Source organism: Allobosea sp. BK604 (assembly GCF_004341515.1).
Lineage (GTDB): Bacteria > Pseudomonadota > Alphaproteobacteria > Rhizobiales > Beijerinckiaceae > Allobosea.
Window position 1 is genome coordinate 208,205 of sequence record NZ_SLZF01000013.1, and the last position, 22,578, is coordinate 230,782.

Below are 22,578 nucleotides of genomic sequence, written 5' to 3' on the forward strand. Positions count from 1 at the left end.
GACCTCCAGTCCCATGTCCGACGCGCGAAGCTCTTGATGCTCGTCAAGATGGTTCGCATGGTCCTGCAGGCCAGAACGCGGCGGGGCCGGCATAGCCCCTGCCGCGCTATGGATCGGCTCGTTCACGCGAAGGCCCTGCAGGGATGCGGGTGCCCTTGCCCGGGTTCATTCGGTCGAACGCGCCCCGAACGAAACCCCAGCCCGTCCCCAATCCATAGCTGAGATGGAGTGTCGCCAGAGCCGCGGGGAGGAGTACCACGTGAAGGGCTGGCTCGTCGCGGGCCGCAAGCAGAACGGACAGAAGCAGAATGGCCGCGTAACCGAGCAGGGCTATCTTTGTGACGAACAGCGCTGGCGGAGAAATCAACGAAAGCGATGCCGGCAGGGCCAAGCACAGGACCAGGCAGAGCGGCGCGAAATGCCGCATCGTCACCGCTCCCGGGCTGCTCAGAGCCGCCCCCGCGACCCCCACGCCATTGGCGAAATACTGCCGCCACAGGGCCCCCAACGTCCGCCGTGGTTCATAGAGGGCGCGAATGTCGGGCGACAGGTAGAGCCCGTAGCCAAGCCTGCGAATACGGGCGTTGAAATCATTGTCTTCGGCGCGGTGAAGATCCTCACGCAAAGGCCCGACCCGCTCGACAATGTGCCGCCAATAGCATCCGTTCCAGACCGTATCCGCCCAGCCCTCTGCCCCCTCCTTGCGAAACTTCGCAACGCCGACCCCGAACGGACTTCTGTGGGCGCTCACGATGGCCCGACCGACGAGCGTTTCAGTCTCGGCCGGACGCGCTATCGCGCCCACGCCACCAGCACCCGTTCGCAACAGGCTTTCCACGCTCTTGCTGATGACGTCGGGCTCGAAGCGGGCATGAGCGTCGAGGCGTATGACCACATCGCCGACCGCTTGGCCGAAGGCCAGATTGATGCCCGCTGCAGTCTGCCCCTTGTTGTTGCGCAGGACACGAAACGTCCCGTTCCGCCTCTCCAGATCGAGCAAGGTCTCGGACGTTCCGTCGGTCGAGCAACCATCGACGAAGAAGATCTCGACGATCCGATCATAATCCTGGGCGATGACGTCGCTGACGAGCCGCTGCAACCCCGAGGCTTCATTATAGGTGGGGACCACCACGCTGACAGTCGGCCGGTCCGGAGCGGTCCCGCCGGGATAGTCCTGGAGCGCCGAGCGGTAGCTATGCTCCCTGCCGAGCGATTTCCTCACGGACGCCCTCCAAGATTCGGTCGCGATTGGCTTCGAACGTATTGTCGCGCATCAGGGCGCGTCCACGATTCCTGGGCCGTTGTCACAAGTCGGCGAACGCCTTGAAGCTGGTGGGAAACAGCATATCGGGCTCGTCGGTGGAGAGCCGGGAGCCATCAAGCCACAATAGTTGATCGACGAAGACGACGCGTTTCATCGCCTTTATGCCCCATTGTTTCTGACGTCGCATAACGCCCAAAGCTGATGGGCGATGGCGCGGGAACCGTACCGGAGCATGACGGCGGAACGGGCGCGCTCGCCGATGTCGCGACGAAGCCCGCAGTCCCTCGCCAGACGAACCACATGCCGGGCGAGATCGTCCGCGTCGTGATCTGCAATGAAGCCGGTTTTTCCCTGTTCGATCAGATCGGCCACTGCGTTGACCCGAGTGACGACAGGCGGCACGCTTGCCGACATGGCCTCGAGCACGACATTGGACATGCCTTCGTGGTCGGAAGACAGCAGGAGGATGTCCCCGGCAGAAATCAGCTCCCGGGCGTCAGGGACCGTTCCGATGAAACGAAGCACGCCGTTCAGGTCCGACTGAGCGACCTGGCGCTCCAAATCCTGGAGGGAGCCGAAATCTTTGCCGGCGACAACTGCCACCACAGGGACGTTCTTGCGCACCCTCTCGATGACCTGGATGAAGCGATCAAACCGCTTCTGCCTTGCAAGGCGGCCGACGCCCACCACGAGGACCACGTCATCTCCAATGCCGAGCCGCGCGCGCCACGTCGCGCGCCAGACTGCGATCTCATCGTTCGTTGGTGGTTCGACGCCGTTCGGAACGTAAACGAGCCTGGGTCGCTCGGCTTTTCTCAGCGCGATCTCGTCATAGGTTTCCTGGGAGTTGCATACGGCAAGCGATACCGCCGAAAGGCTCGCCCAGGCCCAGGCCGACCTTAGGAAAGCGGGCAGGTCGGCGAACTGGGCATTCCGGAAGGAACCGATGCGCCAAACGTCCATGCCCAGAAGCGCCAGGCCAAACGGATTTGTGTAGGACGACCACGAGAAGAAGTACCTGGCTCCCTGAGCCGCACAGGCCGCGCGAAACTGATACATCTTCGCGAGCCGGCTCCCCGTGAGGAGCCGTATCGGGATGCCGAGCGCGCTGATCTGCTCTTCCCAGAACCCGAGCTCGCCCGACACGTAGACCACCGGAGCCCAGCGCGTGCGGTCGCAATGGGTCAGAAACATGAAGAGCTGACGTTCGCTGCCGCCCTGCGACAGCTGGCCAATCAGCACCGCCACCGGCTCGGGTCGGCCGGCAGGTCTTTCGCGATTCCTGTCCACCGCGCCAGGCATCGCGCTGCCCTGCGACATCGGCTGGACGCGGCGTACCGGCGCGGGGTGCTCCAGAGCTCGTGCCCTCGGGTCGGGGTTCACGACGCGCTCCTTCTCGCAAATACGCTCAATATCAGCGCGCGATCGGCCTTTGCCATGACGATGAAGTAGGCGAACGCGCCATAGGCGAGGGTGATCACGGCCGCGTATGCGGCGAGCGACAGCCAGCCGGTCGGCCACCACAGCGCGCACATGATCTGGCCGAGCGCGGCCACACCGGCCATTCCCAACAGGCCAATAGCGAGAGGGCCATTGAAGCCATACCAACGAAGTCCCAAAAGGACAGCGCTCCGGCTCGACACGAAGACGACGTTCCGCACGGTCCAGGCGAGCGCCGCGGCTGCCGGGACGCCGGCTAGGCCCCAACCGGCCCGTACGAAAGCGATTGCCAGGACAACGTTTGCCGTGCCGAGCGCGAGCGTCACGAGTCCCTGGACTTTGACCTCGTTATAGGCCGTCAGCACGTAGGAGAGAGGCCGCGTGGCCAGATTGATGGTCAAAGGTGCGACGAGAAGGATCAGAACGATTTCGAGATCGGCAAAAGCGGGGCCAAGCCAAAGCGTCAGCAGTGGCGCAGCCATGCCGCAGAGAAGGCCGATTGGCAGGGCAAGCCCGAGGGCGAGAAGCCTGACGGAGCGTCTTGCCAGATCCTGAAGGGCATGTCTGTTGCCTGTCGCGTAATGCGCCATGATGGCTGAGCCCAATACCGGGAGAACGGCTTCTCCCATGGTGTAGATCAGTATTGGAAACAGCAAGACGGAAGCATAGCGACCTGTCATTTCCGCTCCCAACAGCTGATTTACGACGATTACATCGATCTGCATGATGAATAGCACGCCGATGATGTTGATCGCCGACCAGGTGCCAAGGCCGATGAGTGGACGAAATCGTGCGCTTTCGATCAGGCGAGGATCGATTGAGAGTTCAGGCGTCAGCTTCTTCCAGAGGAAGACATCACCTGCCAGACCGATGACTGCCGCCAGGATGAGGCCAATCCCGACATGGACGAGACTTGGGGATCCGGCGGCGAAGAGAAGCACCACGACACCGATCCTGCACAGCGCGACAACGGACCTGACGATGTTGCGCAGATCGAATCGATGACGGATGAGGCTCGACACACCGAAAACCCCGCCGACGAGCGCGGTCAATGCCGTCACGCCAACCGCGACCACCACGAACCTGGTTGCCGCAACCAGGTCCGGCGGGACGTGGAATAGGAGCGGCAACAAGTAGCTGGTGACGGCGATCGGGACGAGCAGCAGGCAGCAGGCGAGTATGGCCAGGACCAGCGCGCTGTTGAACGTCCGGTTCGCCGACGCGACGTCGCCTTGGCCGAGGTCAATTCCCAGGTAGCGGAAGACGGAACCGTTCAGGCTGTCGGTCACGATCGACAGGTAAAGGACCAGCGAATTGGCGAGCGACAGCATTCCATAAGCCGCCAGCCCGAGGTTGCTCACCAGGAACGGTACATACCAGGCCATCAGTCCAACGTTGAGCAAGATGAAGCCGACACTGCTCAGGACGTTCACGGAGAATCGGCGGCTTCCCGAATGATCCTCCGGGTCTGTTCGTGTAAGAGCTGTGGTGGCGTCGAGCGATTTCGAGCCAATCCCGCCGGGCTGATCGCCGTGCAAGGCTCCAGTCCAATGGTCCGACGGGCTCGTGTCGACGGGCAGCCAGCGCTTCCGCTCGCCGCTGTCGCTTGGCTTGTCGCACGCGAGATCGGAGATGGTCGGATTGCCGTGGACGGACGCGCGCATCGACATGGCGCTAACCGATCGCATGATCGACGTTCGACGGTGATCGCTTCCAGGAAGGAGGCTCGCCCGACCGCGACACGTCGATAGGCTCCCGAGCCTCAGTCGTTGTGATCAGCGACGGGGCGAGAAGTAGCACCAGAACCGCGAGGAAACTGGCGTGGTTCTCGAGCCCTCCCGATTTGATCCAGGCCAACGCATAAGCGACGCAGACGCCCGATACGATGGCGTAGTACGCGGTCGGCATCTCCCGGCTTGCCGCCCAGATGGCGCGATATCTGGCGAAGCTCATAATGGCGGATGCCAATATGGCGATGTAGACGAGCAAGCCGAAGAGCCCCGTCTCGATGGCAACTTCGAGGAAGGGCTGATGGCTCGGTAAGTCGAGCCGGTGGTTGGTCGCCGTGGTCAGCGCTGCCAGATAGGCGTGCAGCGCGAACGGGCCATTGCCGATGCCGACTCCGGTCGCGGGATAGTCGCGGAAGAGCTGAAGACTCGCTTGCCACAGCAACTCGCGCCCGCCCAGCTCCCCGCCCTGTTCTTCGGCGAACCGATGCGAAATCGTCTCGAAAAGGAACGGCGCAGCGACCGCGATAAAGACGAGGAGGGCGAGACCGACGATCCCCCATATCCGGGTCGACTTTCCAAACAGGAAGGCGAGCAGCAACAGCAGAACCGCAAGCGAACTGCCGCGCGACCCGCTCAGCGCCGTGCCAAGCAAAACGCAGAGGAGGAACACGATACTGACGGCCATCATGACGACCCGCTGCGGGCCTGACGAACGCAGGACGGGCCACAAGACGCCGGGAAGAGTCGTGATCAGCATCAGGCCAAAAACATTCTCGTTGATCCCGAAGACATTCAGCCTCTCACCGAAATGATACTCCCCGAACAAAATCGTATATACTGCGCATGCTACAAGAAACCATCCCATTATTCTTAGCATCTTCATGAAATCATCAAGCGAATTGATGGATTTGATCTGGTTTATGATCGTAATCAGGAGAATAAAGCTTATTGTCCAGGACACCAGCTTGCGGCGTGCCTCGATCAGGTCCGGCGCCCAAAGCATCGTCACCCCGCCCCACACGATGTACAGCAGGACAAGCAGGCAGGTGGCGTTCCAGCGGATCGATCCCGGTCGGCCCACCGCTTGAACCATCGCTACACCCAGAGCCGCCGCGATGGCCGCGTTCGACGCGAGCGCGTAAGCGCTCTCGTCGATCCGAAGGTCGCCGGGTGGAAGGAGTACCAGGAACCAGGCGATCAAGGCCGCCGCGAACGGTCGCTGCAACACAAGCAGCCCCAGCGTCCCGGCGACAGCCATGCCAATAAGCAGCAGAGGAGCCAGCGGCTCCTTGAGATGGAGGAGCGCGGCGATGACGACTCCAAACAAAAACATCCCGGCTGCGAGCGTGCCGACTATCGCGCCCCGCCCCGCCAGGATTCGGGCGCTCATGGCATTGGTTCCTGCGACCGAGCCGTTCCGTCGAGGCGGACGCTCACCGGCCGGCCTAGCGCTGCCGATTCCAGCATATCGCAGACCGTCGCTGCGTTGTGGCGGCACCTCACATAATCCAGCGCGCGCTCGCCGATTTCACGGTTCAGAACGCGGTCCTGCGTGAGCGCGCGCAAATCGCCGAGCAGACCGGCGGCCGTCCGGCTGACCCTTCCCAGCCCCTGCGATTCAATCACGTGCCCGGGGTCGACCGAGAGCGACAGCACTGGAACGCCGACGCTCCAAGCCTCCAGCATCGTGTTGGGAAAGCCTTCCACGTCGGACGTATTGACCAAAACCTTACTGCCCTCGAGCAGTGACATGATTTCAAAGGCTTGCGCCGGGCCCAGAAAGGCGAGGTTACTCAGCGAGCGCATCTCGTGTTCGAATTCCGACCGCGCCGCGCGCGGCAAGCTCGGATCGAACCCGCCAACGACGCTGAAACGGAGATCCGGGCATGAGCGGGCGAGGGCAAGGAACCGCTCAAAGCGCTTCTCGGGGCGGATTTGCGCAACCCAGAGGGCGTCGATCTGGGCGCCCTCAAACGGCCGAGGCCGGTAAGCGAACGACCTCACGAGGTTCGGCACGGGGAAGGCCCGCTCTCGTAGTCGATGCGACAGCAGGGTCCGTTGTCCGTCATGTTGGATCGCGATCACATCCGCGCTACGCAACCCGAGCGCATAGAGCGAATTATGAAGCCACGGCCGATGCCCGTAGGTGGACCAGGGCTTGCAATGATGGTCATGCGCGAGGGCATAGACGAAGCGCGTCCGGCTGCGGAGCCGGCCCATTAGTCCAGCCAGCCAGAGAAAATCGTCGGGCAGCCGCGCATAGAGAACGCTGGGCGAAACGGCCTTCAAGGCCCGCCACAGCCGGGCCGTGCTCGAAGGCCTGCGCCACGAGGGCGCGGCGTCGAGACAGAGAACCCCTGCAATTGTCATCGGCGGCGAGCGGCTCTCGCCGTCGCCATAGATCAGGCTCACCTCGTGTCCGAGCCGCGCCATCGCCGACGCGAGATGAGCGACTTGTGCCTCCGCGCCACCTGACATGCGGGTATCCCCGCCTAGCACACTCATGGAGCGGTGGCCGGGCGAGTAGAAGCACCATCGTATCCGCCGATCGGCCGACCTGAATTGGTTCTTTGTTTCCGCGGCGGCAGAGGAATTGTGCGTAGCGGTCGCTCGGCCGGCTGCGGCTCTGGACGCAATCGTCGATGCAAGCATGATCCGGACTGCTCCTGGCTCGCAATCGCGTGCACGGACGGGGCTTAATGCCCCGCCTGGCAGGATTGCGCGCGTTGGCCCCCAAATTGACGGGATTCCGCGCCGCAGAGTTGACGCGCGTCATATCCAAATCACCGTCCATGTCGCCTGCTTGCACGATCCAGGCTGCCTGATCGCCGGACCGAGAGGGGGCCGACGATCGGCACGCGTGGCGCACCCTCAGGACATATCGAGGCAATCACCGATGTGCGGCATTTGCGGATGGTTCGGACGACGTCCTCAGGGCGCGCGCGAGGCCACGCAACGGATGACCGAACAACTGCGTCATCGCGGCCCCGACGATGCCGGGATCGAGAGCGGTGACGGCTGGGAGCTCGGCTTCCGGCGTCTCAGCATCCTCGATCTGAGCCCGTCGGGGCATCAGCCGATGCGAAGCGAGGATGGGCGTTATTGGCTGGCCTTCAACGGTGAGATCTACAACTATCTCGAACTTCGCCAGGATCTGGAGCGCGTCGGAGAGCGCTTCCGAAGTGGTTCCGACACGGAGGTTCTGCTTCGGCTGCTGATGCGGTCGGGCGCCAACGCGCTTCCGCTGCTGAATGGAATGTTCGCCCTCGCGTTCGTGGATACCGAGGCCCGCAGCTTCGTGCTGGCTCGGGACCGCCTGGGCGTGAAGCCGCTCTATTACACGGCCGCTGACGGCGGCGTCCGTTTCGCGTCCGAGCTGAAGGCACTTGTCGCGGAGCCGAATGTCGATCGGCGCGTCGACAGCAACGCTGTCGCGCAATACCTGGCGCTCGGCTATCTGCCGAGCGAGACCTGCATATTTGAGCGTCACAGCAAGCTACCCCCAGGTCACGCTCTCTCGGGTAGTCTGGACCGGCCGGACACCGCGTACCCGGCGCCCTACTGGAACCTGGTGCTCAACGACGATCCCGGTCGCCGGCTCATCACGCCGGCGGAATTGGAGGAGCTCGAAACTCTGCTCCTCGACGCCGTCCGCATTCGCCTGCGCAGCGACGTTCCGGTGGGTCTCTTTCTCTCGGGCGGCCTCGACAGCGGGCTCGTTGCGGCCATGGCGGCAAAGTCCGAGGTGGCGCCGCTCGCCCTCACGATCGGCTTTGCGGAGGCAGGCTGGGACGAGAGCAAGTTAGCCTCTGCAACTGCGCGCCATGTCGGGTTGCAACACCTCATCGTCCCGCAGCGGTCCGGCGGACTCGCAGACCTGGACCGTCTGTCCTGGTTTTTCGACGAGCCTTTCGGCGATCCCTCCGCACTGCCCTTCTTCACGCTGTGCGAGGCGGCCGCCGGACACGCCACGGTGTTCCTGTCCGGAGATGGCGGCGACGAGACATTTGCCGGCTATCGCCGCTACATCGAGGCCGTAAACCGCGCCGGCGTGATCAAGGCCGCCGCCCGGGTGGATGGCACGCTTCGGGCAGCAAGCCGGCTTCTGCCAGAAGGCTCGCTTGCCCGATACCGACTTTCGAAGCTCGCCCTGTCTGACCACGGCTGTGCTGCCGCGTTCGACGAAATGCCGGACGATCCGATATTGGACAGTATCGTTCATCCAGATCTCCGGCCCAGCATGCGAATTGCGAGCAGGCCGATGTGGGAGAGATGGCAAAGAAGCAGCGGTGCCGGCGTAACGACCCGTCAGCAGCGGCTGGATTACGGGCTCTATCTGCCCGACGACGTGCTTGTGAAGGTCGACCGGGCCTCCATGGCGCATTCCATCGAGGTCCGTTCGCCGTTTCTGGACGTCAGGCTTGTCGAGTGGGCGGCGCGGCTCCCGCGCTCGGCGCTTCTCAATCGCACAGAGGGGAAATTGCCGCTCAGGGCGCTCGGCCCCCGACTGCTTCCGGAGGCGACCCTTCAGGCCCAAAAACGTGGCTTCGGCGTGCCGTTAGATGAGTGGTTCCGAGGCCCAATGGGCGTGTCCATGGTCCAGGACCGGCTTCTCGCCCCCCAAAGCCGGGCAAGTCGGTACTGGAACGTGCCCGGCGTAGAGCGGATACTGCGGCTTCACGGATCCTGCCGAGGCAGAGGCTTCGGCCTGATCCTCTGGCGGCTGCTTATGCTCGACGCCTGGTCCCGCCATTACGCGAACGCCCCCCAGGAGACTGCCAGGCCGCATAGACACCAAGCGATGCAGGGACACCAAGCGATGCAGGTCTGACCGAATGCGCTTCTGGGGCCGGCGTACGGCTCTTAGATTGCCCATCCGAGAGGCCGGGGCGAGCTCCAGGCGTCCCGTTCCACGATCCGTCGCTCGACAAGTTCGTAAGCCGACTTCATCAGGGGAGGGGGCCGCGGCAGCAGGCAAGCTTCGCTGACGATCCACCTGCTTCCAATGTCATGTCACGGGCTACGACCTTTGGTCTAGCTCGGTGGTGTAACTCGGAAGCCCGATTGAGAACCGCCACAGCGAGGAATATACCTTATAGCGGTCTTGGGGTTTGTTGCGGCAGTGAGGTTAGTGACATGTTGCTAACGCCCGATGACTCACAACACAGAAATTTTTCTGAATCTTTGGGTGCAAGAGGTCTGGCCCGGACACGGGTGCGAGATCCCCGAATTCGGTTCGTCCCCGGCAACGTCGTTCTTTTCTGGCAAGACGAGCATCTGCCCCACGCCATCGAAGTAATCGATGGCGCGATCCGTGCAGTTCGACTTTGGAGCGACGGGACTCGCCAAATCGTGACATTTTTCTGGCCCGGAAGTATCATCGCGCCTGCGGCCCTGCAGCGTTACACCGCCGAAACCTTGACTCGATGCACTTTGCGGCCGCGTGAGGATATTGTCGCGCGTGAACCGGGTGGCACCGATCAGGCTCTCCAGGCATCCCTCCGGCTTTTGGCTGCGACAGGAAAAAAGAGTGCGACGATTCGGATGGCTTGGTTCTTGCTCCAGATCCGTGAGCATCTCCCGCGTGATCCCGTTCTTTCGAATGCGTCTCGTATCGTTATTCCGCGCAACGACATTGCAGATTATCTTGGAATGACGCTGGAGACTGCGTGTCGGACGCTCGCCGCATTTCGCGCGCAAGGTTTAATTGATTTGCCTACCCGCAAGACGATTTGCTATCTCAACATCCCTCGCTTGCTTCGGATCGCCTCGTTGCAGGCGGAAGGCACCATAGCGTAATCTGGTAAGCTGATAGCTCCCACGATCATTGTCCGAACCTTCACATACTTGTGCCGGCCGTGCATATGGACGTGAGAGGCGGCATAGTGGACCAAGTTTTGTTGGCGGCTATCCTCTGATGCTTGCTCGAGCTGCGCCATGCGACGCATCCTCCTAGCAGACGACCACGGGCTCTATCGAAAGGGCTTGCAAGCAGCGCTGCTTCGCGCGTTTCCTGACGCGGAACTGGTGGCAGTCGAGACGTTTGAGGCCGCTCTCGCTAGCATTGAACGCGCGCCCAATTTTGATCTGCTCGTCATTGATCTCCACCTGCCCAAACGACTTGGCGGGGAAGATCTCCTTCGCCTCAGTAAGCCTCACGGAGACATGCGTGTCGCCGTTCTGTCAGCATCCGAATCTCGGAGCGATATTCTGGATTGCCTCGCGTGTGGCGTGCACGGTTACATCTCGAAAAGGGAGTCCGAAGACGAGATCATGTCCGCGATCAATTATATTCTGGGTGGGCAAATTTACGTAACTCCACATCTAATATCTACGAGTGATGATTCGTCATTTATGTCGATGAGAAGAAATATTGAATTGATAAAATTTCAGATTTCGAATCTGACTCCTCGTCAAAATGATGTATTGATGCTGTTATCTCTCGGTAGAAGCAACAGAGAGATTGCGAAAGAACTTAATATTTCTGAGGCGACCGTAAAAATACATGCCGCCGCCGTCATGCGCGTGCTGGGAGCAAAAAATCGTGCCGTTGCGGCGCTGATGGCGCAAGAGTTACTCGATAGAAGCAGATGACCGGTTATTTCGTTCAACATCTGCGAGGTCGTGCTGCCTTCCTGACCCCAGCGGCATTAGGTAGCAAAGAATTGCCCTCGGCTCAGGCCGTAGGCTGTCAGACCTGGCTAGAGTATTTCCGCGCTGCTTCGGATCGCGGAAATATTCTAGGCTTTTGTTTTATCGCATTTTCTTCACGCGAACCGGTACCCACTTCGCTCGAAAATGTTCTAGGTGACGCGATCGGATCACGCGTTCTCTAAGCCAGATCTGCATCACGTCTCGTCTCCGGCCACCAGGATGTCGAGCAGCGTCCGGGCTGTCGCTCGCGAGGAGGACGGATTCTGCCCGGTGATCAGCAGGCCGTCCTTGACGACATGCACGTCGAAATCCGCCGCTGCCAGGAAGTTGGCCCCCTGTATCCTGAGCTCATCCTCCAGCAGGTAAGGAACGATCTCGACCAGTTGCGCGATGGCTTCTTCGGAATTCGTGAAGCCGGTGACCGAGCGGTCCCTGGCGACAGGCTCGCCATTCGGCGCCTTGGCATTCGAGAGCATTCCGGCGGCGTGGGACAGGAGAGCCACCGGCTTGTCGGCAGCGAGCATAGCTTCGATGATGGACAGGGCGCCCCGATCGTTCGTCAGATCCCAAAGCGGGCCACGCCCACCCGGAAAGAACACGCCGTCGTAATCGGCCTGATCGACCTCGAGCAGTTTCTTCGTGGTTGCAAGCGCATGAAGGGCGCCTTCGTCCTGTTCGAAGCGGCGTGTTTCGCTCGTTTGGAATGCCGGCTCATTGCTTCTCGGATCGAGTGGCGGCCGGCCGCCATTTGGCGAGGCGAGCGTGATGTCGATGCCGGCGTCGCGGAAGATGAAATAGGGCGCCGCGAGTTCCTCGAGCCAGAAGCCGGTCCTTCTGCCTGTGTTTCCCAGCCGCTCATGCGATGTGAGAACCATCAGGATCTTCATAACCTGCTCCTGACCCTCCGCCTTTCCAGGCCAGAGAGACGATGTCGGACGTTTTGCGCCACGCCTGACGGGCAACTTCGGTGCTGCCGTGCTTGAGGGGCTGAGCCTATGGGCACCCGCCGCGCCGCGCTCGTTAAGCATGGTAAAGAGGGGTTAGCGCATCGGCCCGAAAAGTGGCTTGCAGTTTTCGGAAAAGCCGATGCGAAAACACGACGCTGGATCATCGGACCAGATGCGATTGCCGGTCCAATGATCCAGCGTCGGTGACCTCGGCCGTCGGCGACCGCTCCGACAATGCGCATCCCAATTCACCAGAATTGACAATGCTTTACCGCAGGCCGCGGCGCAGGCGTGCTTAAGCTCGGCCCGATCTCGCAATCGAGTTGAAAAGCAGGGCGAAGAGGCAGGGACAACAGATGTCAGACGAAACGGACCACCTTCAGACTCGCAATGATCCCGCGCGGCGCGATGTCATGCGGGCGGCCGGTGCCGCCGCACTGGTGGCTGTCGCCGCATCGGCCTCGGCTGTCTCCACTCCCGCCATGGCCCAGAGCCGCCCGCTCGGTGCACGCCTGCGGGGCGTGCAGCATTTCGGGATCACCGTCCAGAGCATGAACCGGGCCTTTGAATTCTATACCGAGGTTCTCGGCGGGCAGGAGATCATGCGGGACGGCGATTTCCAGGGAGATCGCATTCAGAACACGCTTCTCCTGACCGAGGAGATCGACGCGAGGGCGCGAGGGATCAATCCGCGGACGGTCGGAATTCCGGATATGCGTGGCGGCGCACAGAGGCTGGATGTCCGTTTCATCCAGTTCGACAACGTCGTCATCGAGCTTCTGCAATATCGCGATGCGACGCAGCCGCAGGGATCGGGACACAGCTTCGCCGCAGCGAATGAGCTGACCAGCCCGGCCTATCCGCGCTCGATGCATGTTTGCTTCTACCTTCGCGACGATGTCGACTTCAATCAGTTCGTGCGCGACCTCGAAGCCGAGTCGGCGCGGCGGGGCATGACGAATGTCCGGGCCAACCGGATCGTGACCGTCGCGACGGAGCAGCAGCGCCGTGAGGTGCCGCTCGATTCGAACAGCAATGCCATCACCGAAGGCCCGTCCGCCGGTTGGTCACTGATTTATTGCAAAGGGCCGGAAGGCGAGCAGCTCGAATTCGTCCAGGTCCTCGGGCCGGCGAAGCAGGTCTTCGACGGGGCGCTGGAGCGCAGGACCAAGGCGCAACGCTAGAGCATTTTCGAGCGAAGTGGATACCGGTTCGCGTGAAGAAAATGCGTCAAAACAAGTAGATAGAGAATTTTCGCGATTCGAAGAAACGCGGAAATGCTCCAGGCGCCAAGCAATCTGGTTCGCCGGCATTGTTGATCGAGTTTTCCGCCACGACGCGCAGCTGTCCGCGTCGTGGCGATCTGGCGGCTCAGGCGTAGGATGCGCTCGCCTCGGAAATAGTGGAGAGACGCTGGCGGCGATTGCGCGCTTCGGCGAGATCCTCCCAGGCCGCGTCGCCACTGAATTTCGCGCAGCACGCAGTGAGAAGATCCAAGGCCTCGGCCTGTCGGCCAGCGGCCTCCAGCATTCTCGACAAAGCCAGGGCCGCGCGAAGCTCGAGGGTCAGCGCGCCCATCTCGTTGGCTTTGGCGATGGCGAGCCCGAACTGCCTCTCGGCCTCCTGGCGATTGCCGGTGTGAAGCGCGATGAGGGCTGCAATGCGACAGATCTCGGGAAGGCACCAATTCGCGACCTGCGCATGCGCCAGGGATCGCGCCTGCTCGACGAGTTCCCGGGCGTCATCGGCCGCACCCGCTTCGAGCAGCGCCTCGGCGACCATGCTGTAATGCATGGGGGCGCGGAGCAGGTTTCGCGCCGCGATCAGGTCATGCAGACGCGCCTTGAACTCTGCCGCGCCGCCGGCTTCGCGCCTCTTGGCTCGCAGGGCGCTCTTGAAAAAGCGGCATACCTCCCGCCAGATGCCGATATCTTCCTGGCGGCCGTTTTCCTCGAGCATGGCAAGGAATTTCGCGGCATCGTCGAGATTGCCCGTCCAGATGGCGATCGGAATCGCGGAGACGGCCAGCGCGTTCGAATGGGAGACGACATGGCCCGTCGCCGCGGCCCGGTCGACCGCGGCCTGAGCGACCCGCATCGCCCGGTCGGGATCTCCGGAAATCCAGAGCACGACCGCGAACGAGCAGCGAATGCCGACACCGCGCTCGGCCTGGAAGCGAGCGAAGCGGACGGGGTCCTTTGGCCGCTCGTGGCGTGCTGCCAGCCTTTCAAGCCTCTGCCGGGCATTGCCGACCTGGCCGATATACATCTCGGCCATGGCCATCATCCGGTTGCCTTCAGCCACGGCCGGCCAATCGCCCTGGGCTTCGGCAATCGCCATGAACTGGTGCAGCTTGCTGATGCCTTCGAGCAGGCGTCCGACATAGATGAGATAGGCGGCCAGGCCCCACAGGCCATGGAGCTGATACTCCGTGCTGTTTTCCGTCACCCCCAGCCGATAGCACTCTTGCCAGGCCGCCTCGGTCGCTGGGGCAAGGTGCTGGGCGAAGCTCATTCCCGATGCGCGGGCCGCGATGAGCTTCATGGTCAGGTCCGCCGGGCAATCGCCGAGATCATGACCCGCGATGAGCGCGCGTTCGATGCGCGACTGCATCTCACAGACGGACGAGAGTTCGATCCAAAGCGGAATCGCCGCTGCCGTGAGCTTGATTCCGAGCAACTGATCCCCGCCATGGCCGAAGGCCCAGGCGAGAACATTTCTCAGATCATCGACACGGCCGGCATAATCGGACATCCAGTCCTGCTTCTCGCGCCACGCCCTTTCCTCCGCGGCCCGCTCGAACGACGCCAGGATATGTCGCGCGTGACATTCCAGGGCGCGACCGCGCTCGGCGGTGTCGGCCAGCCGTTCCGAGGAATAGGCCCTGGTGCTCTCGAGAAGCCGATAGCTGAGCTTGCCACCGTGATACTCGGTGCCGACGATCGATTTGTTGGTCAGACGCTCCAGCGTGTCGATGGTCTGCGCGGCGTCGAAGTCGGCCGCCTTCGACATGGCGACCGCATCCTGGAGCTGGAAAACGCCGGCAAAAACCGACAGGAGCCTCAGCAGCGACGCTTCATCGTCGGACAGGAGCCGATAGCTCCAGTCGAGTGTCGCCAGAAGTGTCTGCTGGCGCAAAGGCGCGGCGCGCGTGCCGTTGCTCAGCAACAGAAAGCGCTGCTCGAGCATGGTGAGCAGCGTCGGCACACCAAACGTGATGGTCTTGCTGGCCGCCAGTTCGATGGCGAGAGCGATGCCGTCGAGCCGGCGGCAGATCGCGGAAACGAGGGGGGCATCCGCATCGCTGAGCTCGTAGCTGCCGCGCTCCTGCGCGCGTGCCACGAACAGCTGAACGGCCGCAAAATCCAGCGCTTCCTTGGCGGTGATGATTTGGCTTTCGGTGGGAACATCGAGGGTCGGCAGCCGATAGATGTGTTCCGATACCGTCCGGAGCGGTTCGCGACTCGTCGCCAGGACCTTGATGGTGGGAAGCTTGGCCAAAAGCCGGTTCACGATCACCGTGACGATTGGCGCGAGATGCTCGCAATTATCGAGCACGATCAGCATCTGCCTGCCGTGCAGGAGATCGATGACTTCGGAAAGCGTGTCCTCCGAACTCTGCCGCGCCGCCACGCCGGCCGCGATCGCCGCGATCGCATATTGCGGATCGCCGACCGTGGAGAGGTCGACGAAACACACGCCGTCGGCGTAGTTCGGCAATTCGTGATGGGCGACGGCGATGGCAATCGTTGTCTTTCCCACGCCCCCCGGACCGACGATGGAGACACAGCGCGTATCCGCGAGCACCGATGCGATGCGGGAGATTTCCGTGGTGCGGCCGATCACCAGAGGCGGTTTGGGTAGCGTCCTCGTGGAGGCGACTGACGATCGCGGGATCGGGGCCTGCTCGGGCGCCTCCTGCTTGACGGGAGCGACAAAGCGATAGCCTCGACCGGCCACTGTTGCGATGTAGGCTTCGTCGGACCCCTCGGCGAGCGCGCGGCGCAGCGAGGCGACATTGACCTTGAGGTTGGCCTCATGGACGAACGTGTCGGGCCAGCAGAAATCGAAGAGCTCGTTCTTGCTGACGATTTCTCCGGAGCGGCGTACGAGCAGCGCGAGAATATCGAGCGCCCGGCCACCAATCCGGACGGGGACTCCGTTGCACAGCAGGAGCTGCCGCTCGGGAACAAGCCGGAACGGACCGAAGGAGTAGGTGCAACATTCTGGGGATGGGCGCGGTGCTGCCATTCCTGAATCGCCCTCGCGCAAACGCCGGTCCGTTCTCCCAATAACCGCGCGACGTTCTCGGTCCGCGGGAACTACCTATGTCGTACCATGTCCCAAGGCCGCACGCGGCGCAAATCCGGTCGATGCCGCATCGGCCGGGTCAACGCCGACATCTCAGAGTATCGCTGCTTTCTGCCGTGACGGCACGCCGTGACGCTCACAAATCCGCGAGAAATCGGCTCGATTTACCGAAATTTACCACCCTTTACCCGGCCGCGTGTTGCCTGCAGCCTAAGCTTCCGCTGTGCCCAGGGAGTGTCGAAGAGAGCTGATGGTCCAGCGGCTCTTCGACCGGTTGGCTTCGAAATCGACCTGAGCGGTGAGGTTGGCATGACAAGGACACGCAGAGACCTCCTGAAGGCAGGTCTGAGCTCGGTGTCTCTGCCCTTCATCGGCTGGGATGGCGCTGCGGCGCAATCGGCAAGCAGGTTCGTCTTTGCGAACAATAGCCCCTATGACAATCTCGACCCGCACACGATTTTCGACGTGTCGCGCGCGGCGATCCGCTTCAACCTCTATGACGGGCTCTATCGCTGGGTCGACAATCCGCCGAAGCTGATCCCCTGGCTGGCCGAGAGCCATTCCGTTTCCGATGACGGGAAAACCTATACGTTCAAGCTCCGACGGGATGTCGCATTCCATGACGGGAAGCCGCTGACCTCCGCCGATGTCGTTTATTCCGTCGAGCGCATCCTCGCGCTGAAGCGGGGGCCTTCAAGCGTCTATGCGGATGTCGTCAAGCCCGGCACGACGCAGTCGCCGGATCCGCACACCGTGGTGTTCAATCTCGTCAGGCCGTCCGCGATCTTCCTGGCCACGGTGCCCGACATCCTCGTCGTGAACAGCACAGCGGTGAAGGCCAACGAGAAGGATGGCGACTGGGCCGAGCCCTGGCTCGCCCGCAACGAGGCCGGCTCCGGCTCCTATGCGCTGCGGCGTCATGATCCTGCGATCGGCTTCACGGCGCGGCGCTTTCCCGAGCATTTCGCCGGCTGGACGGGCCAGCCGCTCGACGAGCTCGAATTCCGCACCGTGCTCGAGACCAACACCCGCGTCCTCGGCCTGATCCGCGGCGATTTCCAGGGCGCGGACGGCTATATGCCCTATGACCAGATCCAGCGCTTGCGCCAGTCGCCGAACGTGCAGGTCATCGAGCAGGAATCCATGCGGGTCTTCGGCCTTGCCCTCAACAATAGCAAGCCGCCGATGGACGACGTGCATTTCCGGCGGGCACTGGCCCATGCCTTCGACTATGACGGCTTCATCAACGACATCATGAAGGGCTCGGTTTCACGCAATCCCGGGCCCAACCCGAACACGATCTGGGGAACGCCGGCCGGGCTGAAAGGCTATCGCTACGATCTCGACGAGGCCCGTTCCGAGCTGCGGAAGGTCACGGCGCCGCTGCGCCCGATCACGCTCAATCCCCTCGCGGGCTTCAGCGAATCCGAGCAGGCCGCGGTCCTGTTCCAGAACTCGCTGCGACAGGTCGGGATCGAGGCCGTGGTCGAGGTCTCGCCCTGGCCGGTCATCGCAGCCCGCTTCAACAAGCCTGAGACGATGGCCGATGTGATCCCGGTCTGGAAAAGCACGTTCTATGTCGATCCCAACAACTGGGTCGGCGAGCTGTTCGGGACGCGGTACCATGGCCCGCGCACCTTCAGCTATTACAGCAATCCCGAATTCGACAGGCGCCTCGATCAGGCCCTTGTTTCAAGCAATAGCGAGGAGCGGCGGCGGCTCTACGAGGAGATGACCCAGATGGTCTACGATGATGCCGCCGGCATCTTCGTCTATAATACCCGCTGGTACGGACCCTATTCGAGCAAGGTGGAGGGAATCCGCTTCTCGCCCGTCAGCCATGGCCAGGACCTGCGCTGGGCCTCGCTGAAGCGCTGAGGATCGTGGGCCTCAGCCGCGCAGGCGCAGTTGGGAAATAGGGATACGCAGAGTCCCGAGGAATAGATTGTCTCGATCCCGAAGTAATTCTTGAATAAGCGCTGCGATCAGCCCGTATTTGATGATTGCGGTTCTGTTTTACGGGTTTTTACCAGTTTTAATTCTCGCAGTTCGACATGCGTCGACTATCAAGCTGGCGTTCCGAGGGAGAGCGCCATGACGCCCATTCGCACGTTTCTTCTCGCGACCGCCGCGACGCTGGTCAGCCCCGTGACCGCATCGGAGCAACCCAAGGTCGGCCAGATCGAGATCGTCGCCGAGCTCGACATCACCCCCGGCAATGTGACCGCTTCGAAGGACGGCCGCGTCTTTGCGAGCGTCCATGGCATGCGCCGCGGGCCGGTCCAGATGATCGAGATCACCGGGCGGAGTTCCTACGTCGCCTTTCCCGATGCGGGCTGGAATGCCAAGCCGGGCTCGGGGCCGAACGTGCTGAACACGCCGCATGGCGTCCTCATCGACACGCGGGACTGGCTCTGGGTCGTCGATCACGGCAACTGGATGGACAATCCCCAGCCGCCGAAACTGGTCGCGTTCGACATCAATACCCGCAAACAGACCTATCGCTTCGACTTCGATGCCACCTCCGCCCCCAAGGGGCAGATCCTGCAGGACCTTGCCGTCGATGCCGAGCGTGGCTTCGTCTATGTCGCCGATTGCGGCCCCGACCCCGCGCTGGTCGTCGTCAATACCGGAACCGGCAAGGCGCGCCGCTTCAGCGGGCATGCCTCGTTGGCGGCCGAAGATGTCGAGCTGGTCGTCGAAGGCAAGCCGCTGCTCTTTCCGGGCGCGGACGGGCGCATGGCTCCGACGCGCGTCGGCATCAACCCGGTCACGCTGTCGGCCGATGGCGAGACATTGTTCTTCGGCTCGATGAACGGCAAGAGCTGGTTCGCGGCGCCGGCCCGCTTGCTGAGGGAAGGGGCCGATGATGCCGCGATTGGCGCCGCCATCCGGAGCGTCGGGCCAAAGCCCTTGTCGGACGGCGCTGCGACCGATGCCGAGGGCAATCACTTCATCACCAACCTACCGGAAAACGGCATCGACAAGCTGACCAGCGACGGGCAACTGCAGCCCTTCGTGCGCGACGACCGGTTCCTCTGGCCCGACAACGCGCATTTCGGCCCGGATTCCTGGCTCTATGTCGCGGTCAACCAGCTCCATCGCAACCCGATCTTCTCGGGCACGACCGATGCCGGGAAGCCGCCTTACCTTATCGCGCGGATCTGGACCGGTACGCGCGGACAGCCCGGCCGGTAGCGTTTCCGCGGCGGCTCGGACTGGGTGGCCATCCGCCCGCGTCCGAACGAAAATGCGGGCGCTTTCCGGTGCGCTAGAGCATTTTCGAGCGAAGTGGATACCGGTTCGCGTGAAGAAAATGCGTCAAAACAAGTAGATCGAGAATTTTCGCGATTCGAAGAAACGCGGAAATGCTCTAGGCTAGCGTCTACTTGGTCTTGCGATGCCCCCAGCGCCTCTCTCGAAAGCGGGCTGGTCGATGATCCTGTTTGAAACCGTCCTGGCCTTTCTTCTCGGTGCGGTGCTGCTTGCGGCGCTGGCCCGGCGCGTCGGGATCGCCTATCCGGTCGTTCTCGCCGTTGCCGGCGTCGCCCTGGCCTTCGTTCCGAACATGCCGCAGATACCGCTCGATCCCGAGCTGGTCCTGGTGCTGTTCGTCGCGCCGATCTTGCTCGACGCCGCCTTCGACACATCCGTCCGCGATCTCCGCAGGAACTGGCGCTGCGTCGGCGGCCTCGTCGTGATCGCCGTGGGCGTCACCACGCTCGCCGTCGCCTGGGTCGCGCGCTGGCTGGTGCCGGATCTGCCATGGGCCGCGGCGATCGCGCTCGGCGCCATCGTCGCGCCTCCCGATGCGGTGGCCGCGACAGCGATCCTGCGGCGCGTGCGCCCGCCCCATCGCCTCATCGTCATCCTCGAGGGCGAAAGCCTGCTCAACGATGCGACGGCCCTGCTGATCTACCGGCTGGCGGTGGCGGCGATGGTCTCCGGCGGCTTCTCGCCGGCCGCCGCGCTGCCGACATTCGGCCTCGTGGTGATCGGCAGCCTCGTGCTGGGCGTCGCGATGGGGTGGCTGGTCACGCGCTTCCTGGCGCTGTTCCAGGATCCGCCCAGCCTGATCATCCTGCAATTCATCACGACCTTCGGCGTCTGGATCCTCGCCGAGCGGTTCCATCTCTCCGGCATCATCACCATCGTCGTCTATGCGATGGTGCTCGCCTGGACGACGCCTGGCCGCACCAGCTCGCGCCTGCGCATCCCCGCCTATGCCGTCTGGGAGACGACGGTCTTCGTCCTGCAGATCTTCGCCTTCATTCTGGTCGGCATGCAGCTGCAGCCGATCTTCGGCCATCTCGATGCCGCGACCATCATGCGATATGGCGTGGTCGCGCTCGCGGTCCTGGTCACGGTGATTGCGGTCCGCCTTGTCTGGGTCTTCCTCGAACACCGGGTCGCCGGCTATGCGCGCAAGCCGGCCGGGCTAGAAAATGGCCTGCAGCCCGACGTATCGTCGCACGGAGATGGGTTGATCATCGCCTGGTGCGGCATGCGCGGCATCGTCACGCTCGCCGCGGCCTATGCGCTGCCGGCGGATTTCCCCTATCGCGATCTCATCCTGATCTGTGCCTTCGCCGTCGTCGTCGGAACGCTGGTCATCCAGGGGCTGACCTTGCCGCTGCTTCTGCGGCATCTTGCGCTGAAGGACGACCATCCGATCGAACGCGAGTTTCGCCAGGCGCGCAGCTCCGCGCTCGAGACCGGCCTCGGCTCGATCGCCGAAGCCCGCTCGGAGGCCGCCGACATGGTGAGGGCGGAGTATTCCGAGATGTTGCGGCAATCGCTGGATCAGCCGACCTTCGATACCGAGCAGAACCGGCTCCGGCGCGTCGCGCTCGCTGCGGCCCGCCGCTCGGCCCTGGAGATGCGCCGAAGCGGCCAGATCGGCGACGACGCGTTTCATCGGCTGGAAGAGGAGCTCGACTGGCTGGAACTCGGCGCCGCCGCGCGGATGCCCGAATGATGGCTGACTATGACGTGATCGTCATCGGCGCCGGCGCGGCCGGTATCGCCGCGGCGCGAGAGCTGATGGCGGCGGGCCTGTCCATCCATGTCCTCGAAGCCAATGACCGGATCGGCGGGCGCGCCTGGACCGTCCAGCGCGAAGGCCTTCCGATCGATCTCGGTTGCGGCTGGCTGCACTCGGCCGACCGGAACCCCTGGACTGGCCTGGCGGAAACGCTCGGCTTCGCCGTCGACCGCTCGGCGCCGCCCTGGGGCAAGGCGTTCGTGGAGTCCGGCTTTCCAGCTGGCGACCAACGGGCAGCGCGCGCTTCCCGCGCCGCCTTCGAAACCCGGCTGCACGATGCGCATGCGGCGAGCGACCGCGCCTCGGATCTGCTGCGGCCGGACGATCAATGGGTTCCCTTCATCGAGGCGACCAGCACCTACGTCAATGGCGTCGAGCTGGAGGGCCTGTCGATCCGGGATTACCTGTCATATGCCGATGCCGACACGGGGGTGAACTGGCGCGTCGTCGGGGGGTATGGCGCGCTCATCTCTGCCGCGGCGGCGGCGCTTCCCGTCACGTTGGGCGTTGCCGCGACCGCGATCGAGGCGGATGGGCGGCTCCTCTCGGTCACGACCACGGCGGGCACGCTCGCGGCATCGCGGGTGGTGGTCACGCTCTCGACGAGCGTATTGTCATCCGGAGCGCTCCGGCTGCCCTCGGCGCTCGACGACAGGCTGGAGGCGGCGGCGCAGCTGCCGCTCGGTCTCGCCGACAAAATCTACTTCCATCTCGAATTGCCCGGTGGGCTCGACCTGGATGTGCAAGCGCTCGGCAATCCGCATGTCGCGCGGACCGGCAGCTACCATATCCGGCCGCTCGGCCGGCCCCTGATCGAGGGCTTTCTGGGCGGAGCCGTTGCCCGTGAGCTCGAGGCCGGCGACGAGATGGCGGCCTTTGCTGTCGACGAGCTCGCCGGCCTCTTCGGCGCCGATATCAAGCGCCGCCTTCGTCTCATCGCCCATTCGCGATGGGGCAGCGAACCATTGTCGGGCGGGTCCTATAGCCATGCCTTGCCGGGCCATGCCGGTGCACGATCGGTGCTGGCCACGCCCTGGCAGGACCGGATCTATTTCGCCGGCGAGGCCTGCTCGGAAAGCGATTTTTCGACCGCACACGGCGCCTATGCGACGGGGATCGCGGCTGCGCGCACGATCCTGGCGTCCTCCGGCAAGGAGGCCGGCGCCGATCCCGGATTATGATCGGATT

At 63.1% G+C, this 22,578-nt stretch carries 15 protein-coding genes; 8 read left to right on the forward strand and 7 right to left on the reverse strand.

From position 1 onward, the window contains the following. Positions 1 to 106: 106 nt before the first annotated feature. From EV560_RS31915 to EV560_RS31935, 5 genes are all read right to left on the reverse strand, one after another. Complete coding sequence (locus EV560_RS31915) at positions 107 to 1,222, reverse strand: glycosyltransferase family 2 protein (RefSeq protein WP_165923734.1); 1,116 nt, start codon at positions 1,220 to 1,222, stop codon at positions 107 to 109. A 201-nt stretch (positions 1,223 to 1,423) separates the two neighbouring features. Then, positions 1,424 to 2,647, reverse strand: a complete 1,224-nt coding sequence (locus tag EV560_RS31920; protein WP_131859884.1) for a glycosyltransferase family 4 protein — start codon at positions 2,645 to 2,647, stop codon at positions 1,424 to 1,426. Continuing rightward, positions 2,644 to 4,374 (reverse strand): lipopolysaccharide biosynthesis protein, encoded by a 1,731-nt coding sequence (locus EV560_RS31925; RefSeq protein WP_131859885.1) that lies wholly within the window; start codon positions 4,372 to 4,374, stop codon positions 2,644 to 2,646. The genes EV560_RS31920 and EV560_RS31925 overlap by 4 nt, the downstream gene beginning before the upstream one ends. A 4-nt stretch (positions 4,375 to 4,378) precedes the next feature. Beyond that, positions 4,379 to 5,824: an O-antigen ligase family protein gene (locus EV560_RS31930; RefSeq protein ID WP_131859886.1), complete on the reverse strand. Its 1,446-nt coding sequence runs from the start codon at positions 5,822 to 5,824 to the stop codon at positions 4,379 to 4,381. Further along, positions 5,821 to 6,912 (reverse strand): glycosyltransferase family 4 protein, encoded by a 1,092-nt coding sequence (locus EV560_RS31935; protein WP_165923735.1) that lies wholly within the window; start codon positions 6,910 to 6,912, stop codon positions 5,821 to 5,823. The genes EV560_RS31930 and EV560_RS31935 overlap by 4 nt, the downstream gene beginning before the upstream one ends. 418 nt (positions 6,913 to 7,330) lie before the next feature. On the opposite strand from EV560_RS31935, the gene asnB reads away from it, so the two are divergent. The 3 genes from asnB (at position 7,331) to EV560_RS31950 (ending at position 11,028) form a co-directional block, all read left to right on the forward strand. Beyond that, complete coding sequence (gene asnB, locus EV560_RS31940) at positions 7,331 to 9,265, forward strand: asparagine synthase (glutamine-hydrolyzing) (protein ID WP_165923736.1); 1,935 nt, start codon at positions 7,331 to 7,333, stop codon at positions 9,263 to 9,265. A 305-nt stretch (positions 9,266 to 9,570) separates the two neighbouring features. Further along, a complete protein-coding gene (locus EV560_RS31945) occupies positions 9,571 to 10,233 on the forward strand; it encodes a Crp/Fnr family transcriptional regulator (protein WP_165923737.1) in 663 nt (220 codons plus the stop codon). 138 nt (positions 10,234 to 10,371) lie between these two features. Beyond that, positions 10,372 to 11,028: a LuxR C-terminal-related transcriptional regulator gene (locus tag EV560_RS31950; RefSeq protein ID WP_131859890.1), complete on the forward strand. Its 657-nt coding sequence runs from the start codon at positions 10,372 to 10,374 to the stop codon at positions 11,026 to 11,028. Positions 11,029 to 11,282: 254 nt separating this feature from the next. Here the strand turns inward: EV560_RS31950 and EV560_RS31955 are convergent, their stop codons facing one another. Continuing rightward, positions 11,283 to 11,975: a type 1 glutamine amidotransferase domain-containing protein gene (locus tag EV560_RS31955; RefSeq protein WP_131859923.1), complete on the reverse strand. Its 693-nt coding sequence runs from the start codon at positions 11,973 to 11,975 to the stop codon at positions 11,283 to 11,285. A 416-nt stretch (positions 11,976 to 12,391) separates the two neighbouring features. Between EV560_RS31955 and EV560_RS31960 the strand changes: the two genes are divergently transcribed. Further along, positions 12,392 to 13,219 (forward strand): VOC family protein, encoded by an 828-nt coding sequence (locus tag EV560_RS31960; RefSeq protein ID WP_131859891.1) that lies wholly within the window; start codon positions 12,392 to 12,394, stop codon positions 13,217 to 13,219. A gap of 187 nt (positions 13,220 to 13,406) precedes the next feature. Here the strand turns inward: EV560_RS31960 and EV560_RS31965 are convergent, their stop codons facing one another. Further along, positions 13,407 to 16,286, reverse strand: coding sequence for an ATP-binding protein (locus tag EV560_RS31965; RefSeq protein ID WP_131859892.1), 2,880 nt, complete (start codon positions 16,284 to 16,286; stop codon positions 13,407 to 13,409). 369 nt (positions 16,287 to 16,655) lie between these two features. Between EV560_RS31965 and EV560_RS31970 the strand changes: the two genes are divergently transcribed. From EV560_RS31970 to EV560_RS35940, 4 genes are all read left to right on the forward strand, one after another. Next, positions 16,656 to 18,224, forward strand: a complete 1,569-nt coding sequence (locus EV560_RS31970) for an ABC transporter substrate-binding protein (RefSeq protein WP_131859893.1) — start codon at positions 16,656 to 16,658, stop codon at positions 18,222 to 18,224. Between the two features lie 216 nt (positions 18,225 to 18,440). After that, positions 18,441 to 19,544 (forward strand): L-dopachrome tautomerase-related protein, encoded by a 1,104-nt coding sequence (locus EV560_RS31975; protein WP_131859894.1) that lies wholly within the window; start codon positions 18,441 to 18,443, stop codon positions 19,542 to 19,544. 238 nt (positions 19,545 to 19,782) lie between these two features. Next, positions 19,783 to 21,324 carry a cation:proton antiporter gene (locus EV560_RS35935; protein ID WP_165923738.1) on the forward strand — a complete coding sequence of 514 codons (1,542 nt, stop codon included), beginning with the start codon at positions 19,783 to 19,785 and terminating at the stop codon, positions 21,322 to 21,324. Then, on the forward strand, positions 21,324 to 22,571 hold the full coding sequence (locus tag EV560_RS35940) for a flavin monoamine oxidase family protein (protein ID WP_165923739.1): 1,248 nt from the start codon (positions 21,324 to 21,326) through the stop codon (positions 22,569 to 22,571). Before EV560_RS35935 ends, EV560_RS35940 begins: the two co-directional genes overlap by 1 nt. Positions 22,572 to 22,578 lie beyond the last annotated feature (7 nt).

Bases quoted from the DNA above. Each gene is read 5' to 3' on its own strand.
- EV560_RS31965 (WP_131859892.1), bottom strand. From the start codon at position 16,286: ATGGCAGCACCGCGCCCATCCCCAGAATGTTGCACCTACTCCTTCGGT.
- EV560_RS31950 (WP_131859890.1), top strand. From the start codon at position 10,372: ATGCGACGCATCCTCCTAGCAGACGACCACGGGCTCTATCGAAAGGGC.
- EV560_RS31930 (WP_131859886.1), bottom strand. From the start codon at position 5,824: ATGAGCGCCCGAATCCTGGCGGGGCGGGGCGCGATAGTCGGCACGCTC.
- EV560_RS31955 (WP_131859923.1), bottom strand. From the start codon at position 11,975: ATGAAGATCCTGATGGTTCTCACATCGCATGAGCGGCTGGGAAACACA.
- EV560_RS31925 (WP_131859885.1), bottom strand. From the start codon at position 4,374: ATGTCGATGCGCGCGTCCGTCCACGGCAATCCGACCATCTCCGATCTC.
- EV560_RS31935 (WP_165923735.1), bottom strand. From the start codon at position 6,912: ATGTCAGGTGGCGCGGAGGCACAAGTCGCTCATCTCGCGTCGGCGATG.
- asnB (WP_165923736.1), top strand. From the start codon at position 7,331: ATGTGCGGCATTTGCGGATGGTTCGGACGACGTCCTCAGGGCGCGCGC.
- EV560_RS31945 (WP_165923737.1), top strand. From the start codon at position 9,571: ATGTTGCTAACGCCCGATGACTCACAACACAGAAATTTTTCTGAATCT.
- EV560_RS31970 (WP_131859893.1), top strand. From the start codon at position 16,656: ATGACAAGGACACGCAGAGACCTCCTGAAGGCAGGTCTGAGCTCGGTG.
- EV560_RS31960 (WP_131859891.1), top strand. From the start codon at position 12,392: ATGTCAGACGAAACGGACCACCTTCAGACTCGCAATGATCCCGCGCGG.
- EV560_RS31975 (WP_131859894.1), top strand. From the start codon at position 18,441: ATGACGCCCATTCGCACGTTTCTTCTCGCGACCGCCGCGACGCTGGTC.
- EV560_RS35935 (WP_165923738.1), top strand. From the start codon at position 19,783: ATGATCCTGTTTGAAACCGTCCTGGCCTTTCTTCTCGGTGCGGTGCTG.
- EV560_RS35940 (WP_165923739.1), top strand. From the start codon at position 21,324: ATGGCTGACTATGACGTGATCGTCATCGGCGCCGGCGCGGCCGGTATC.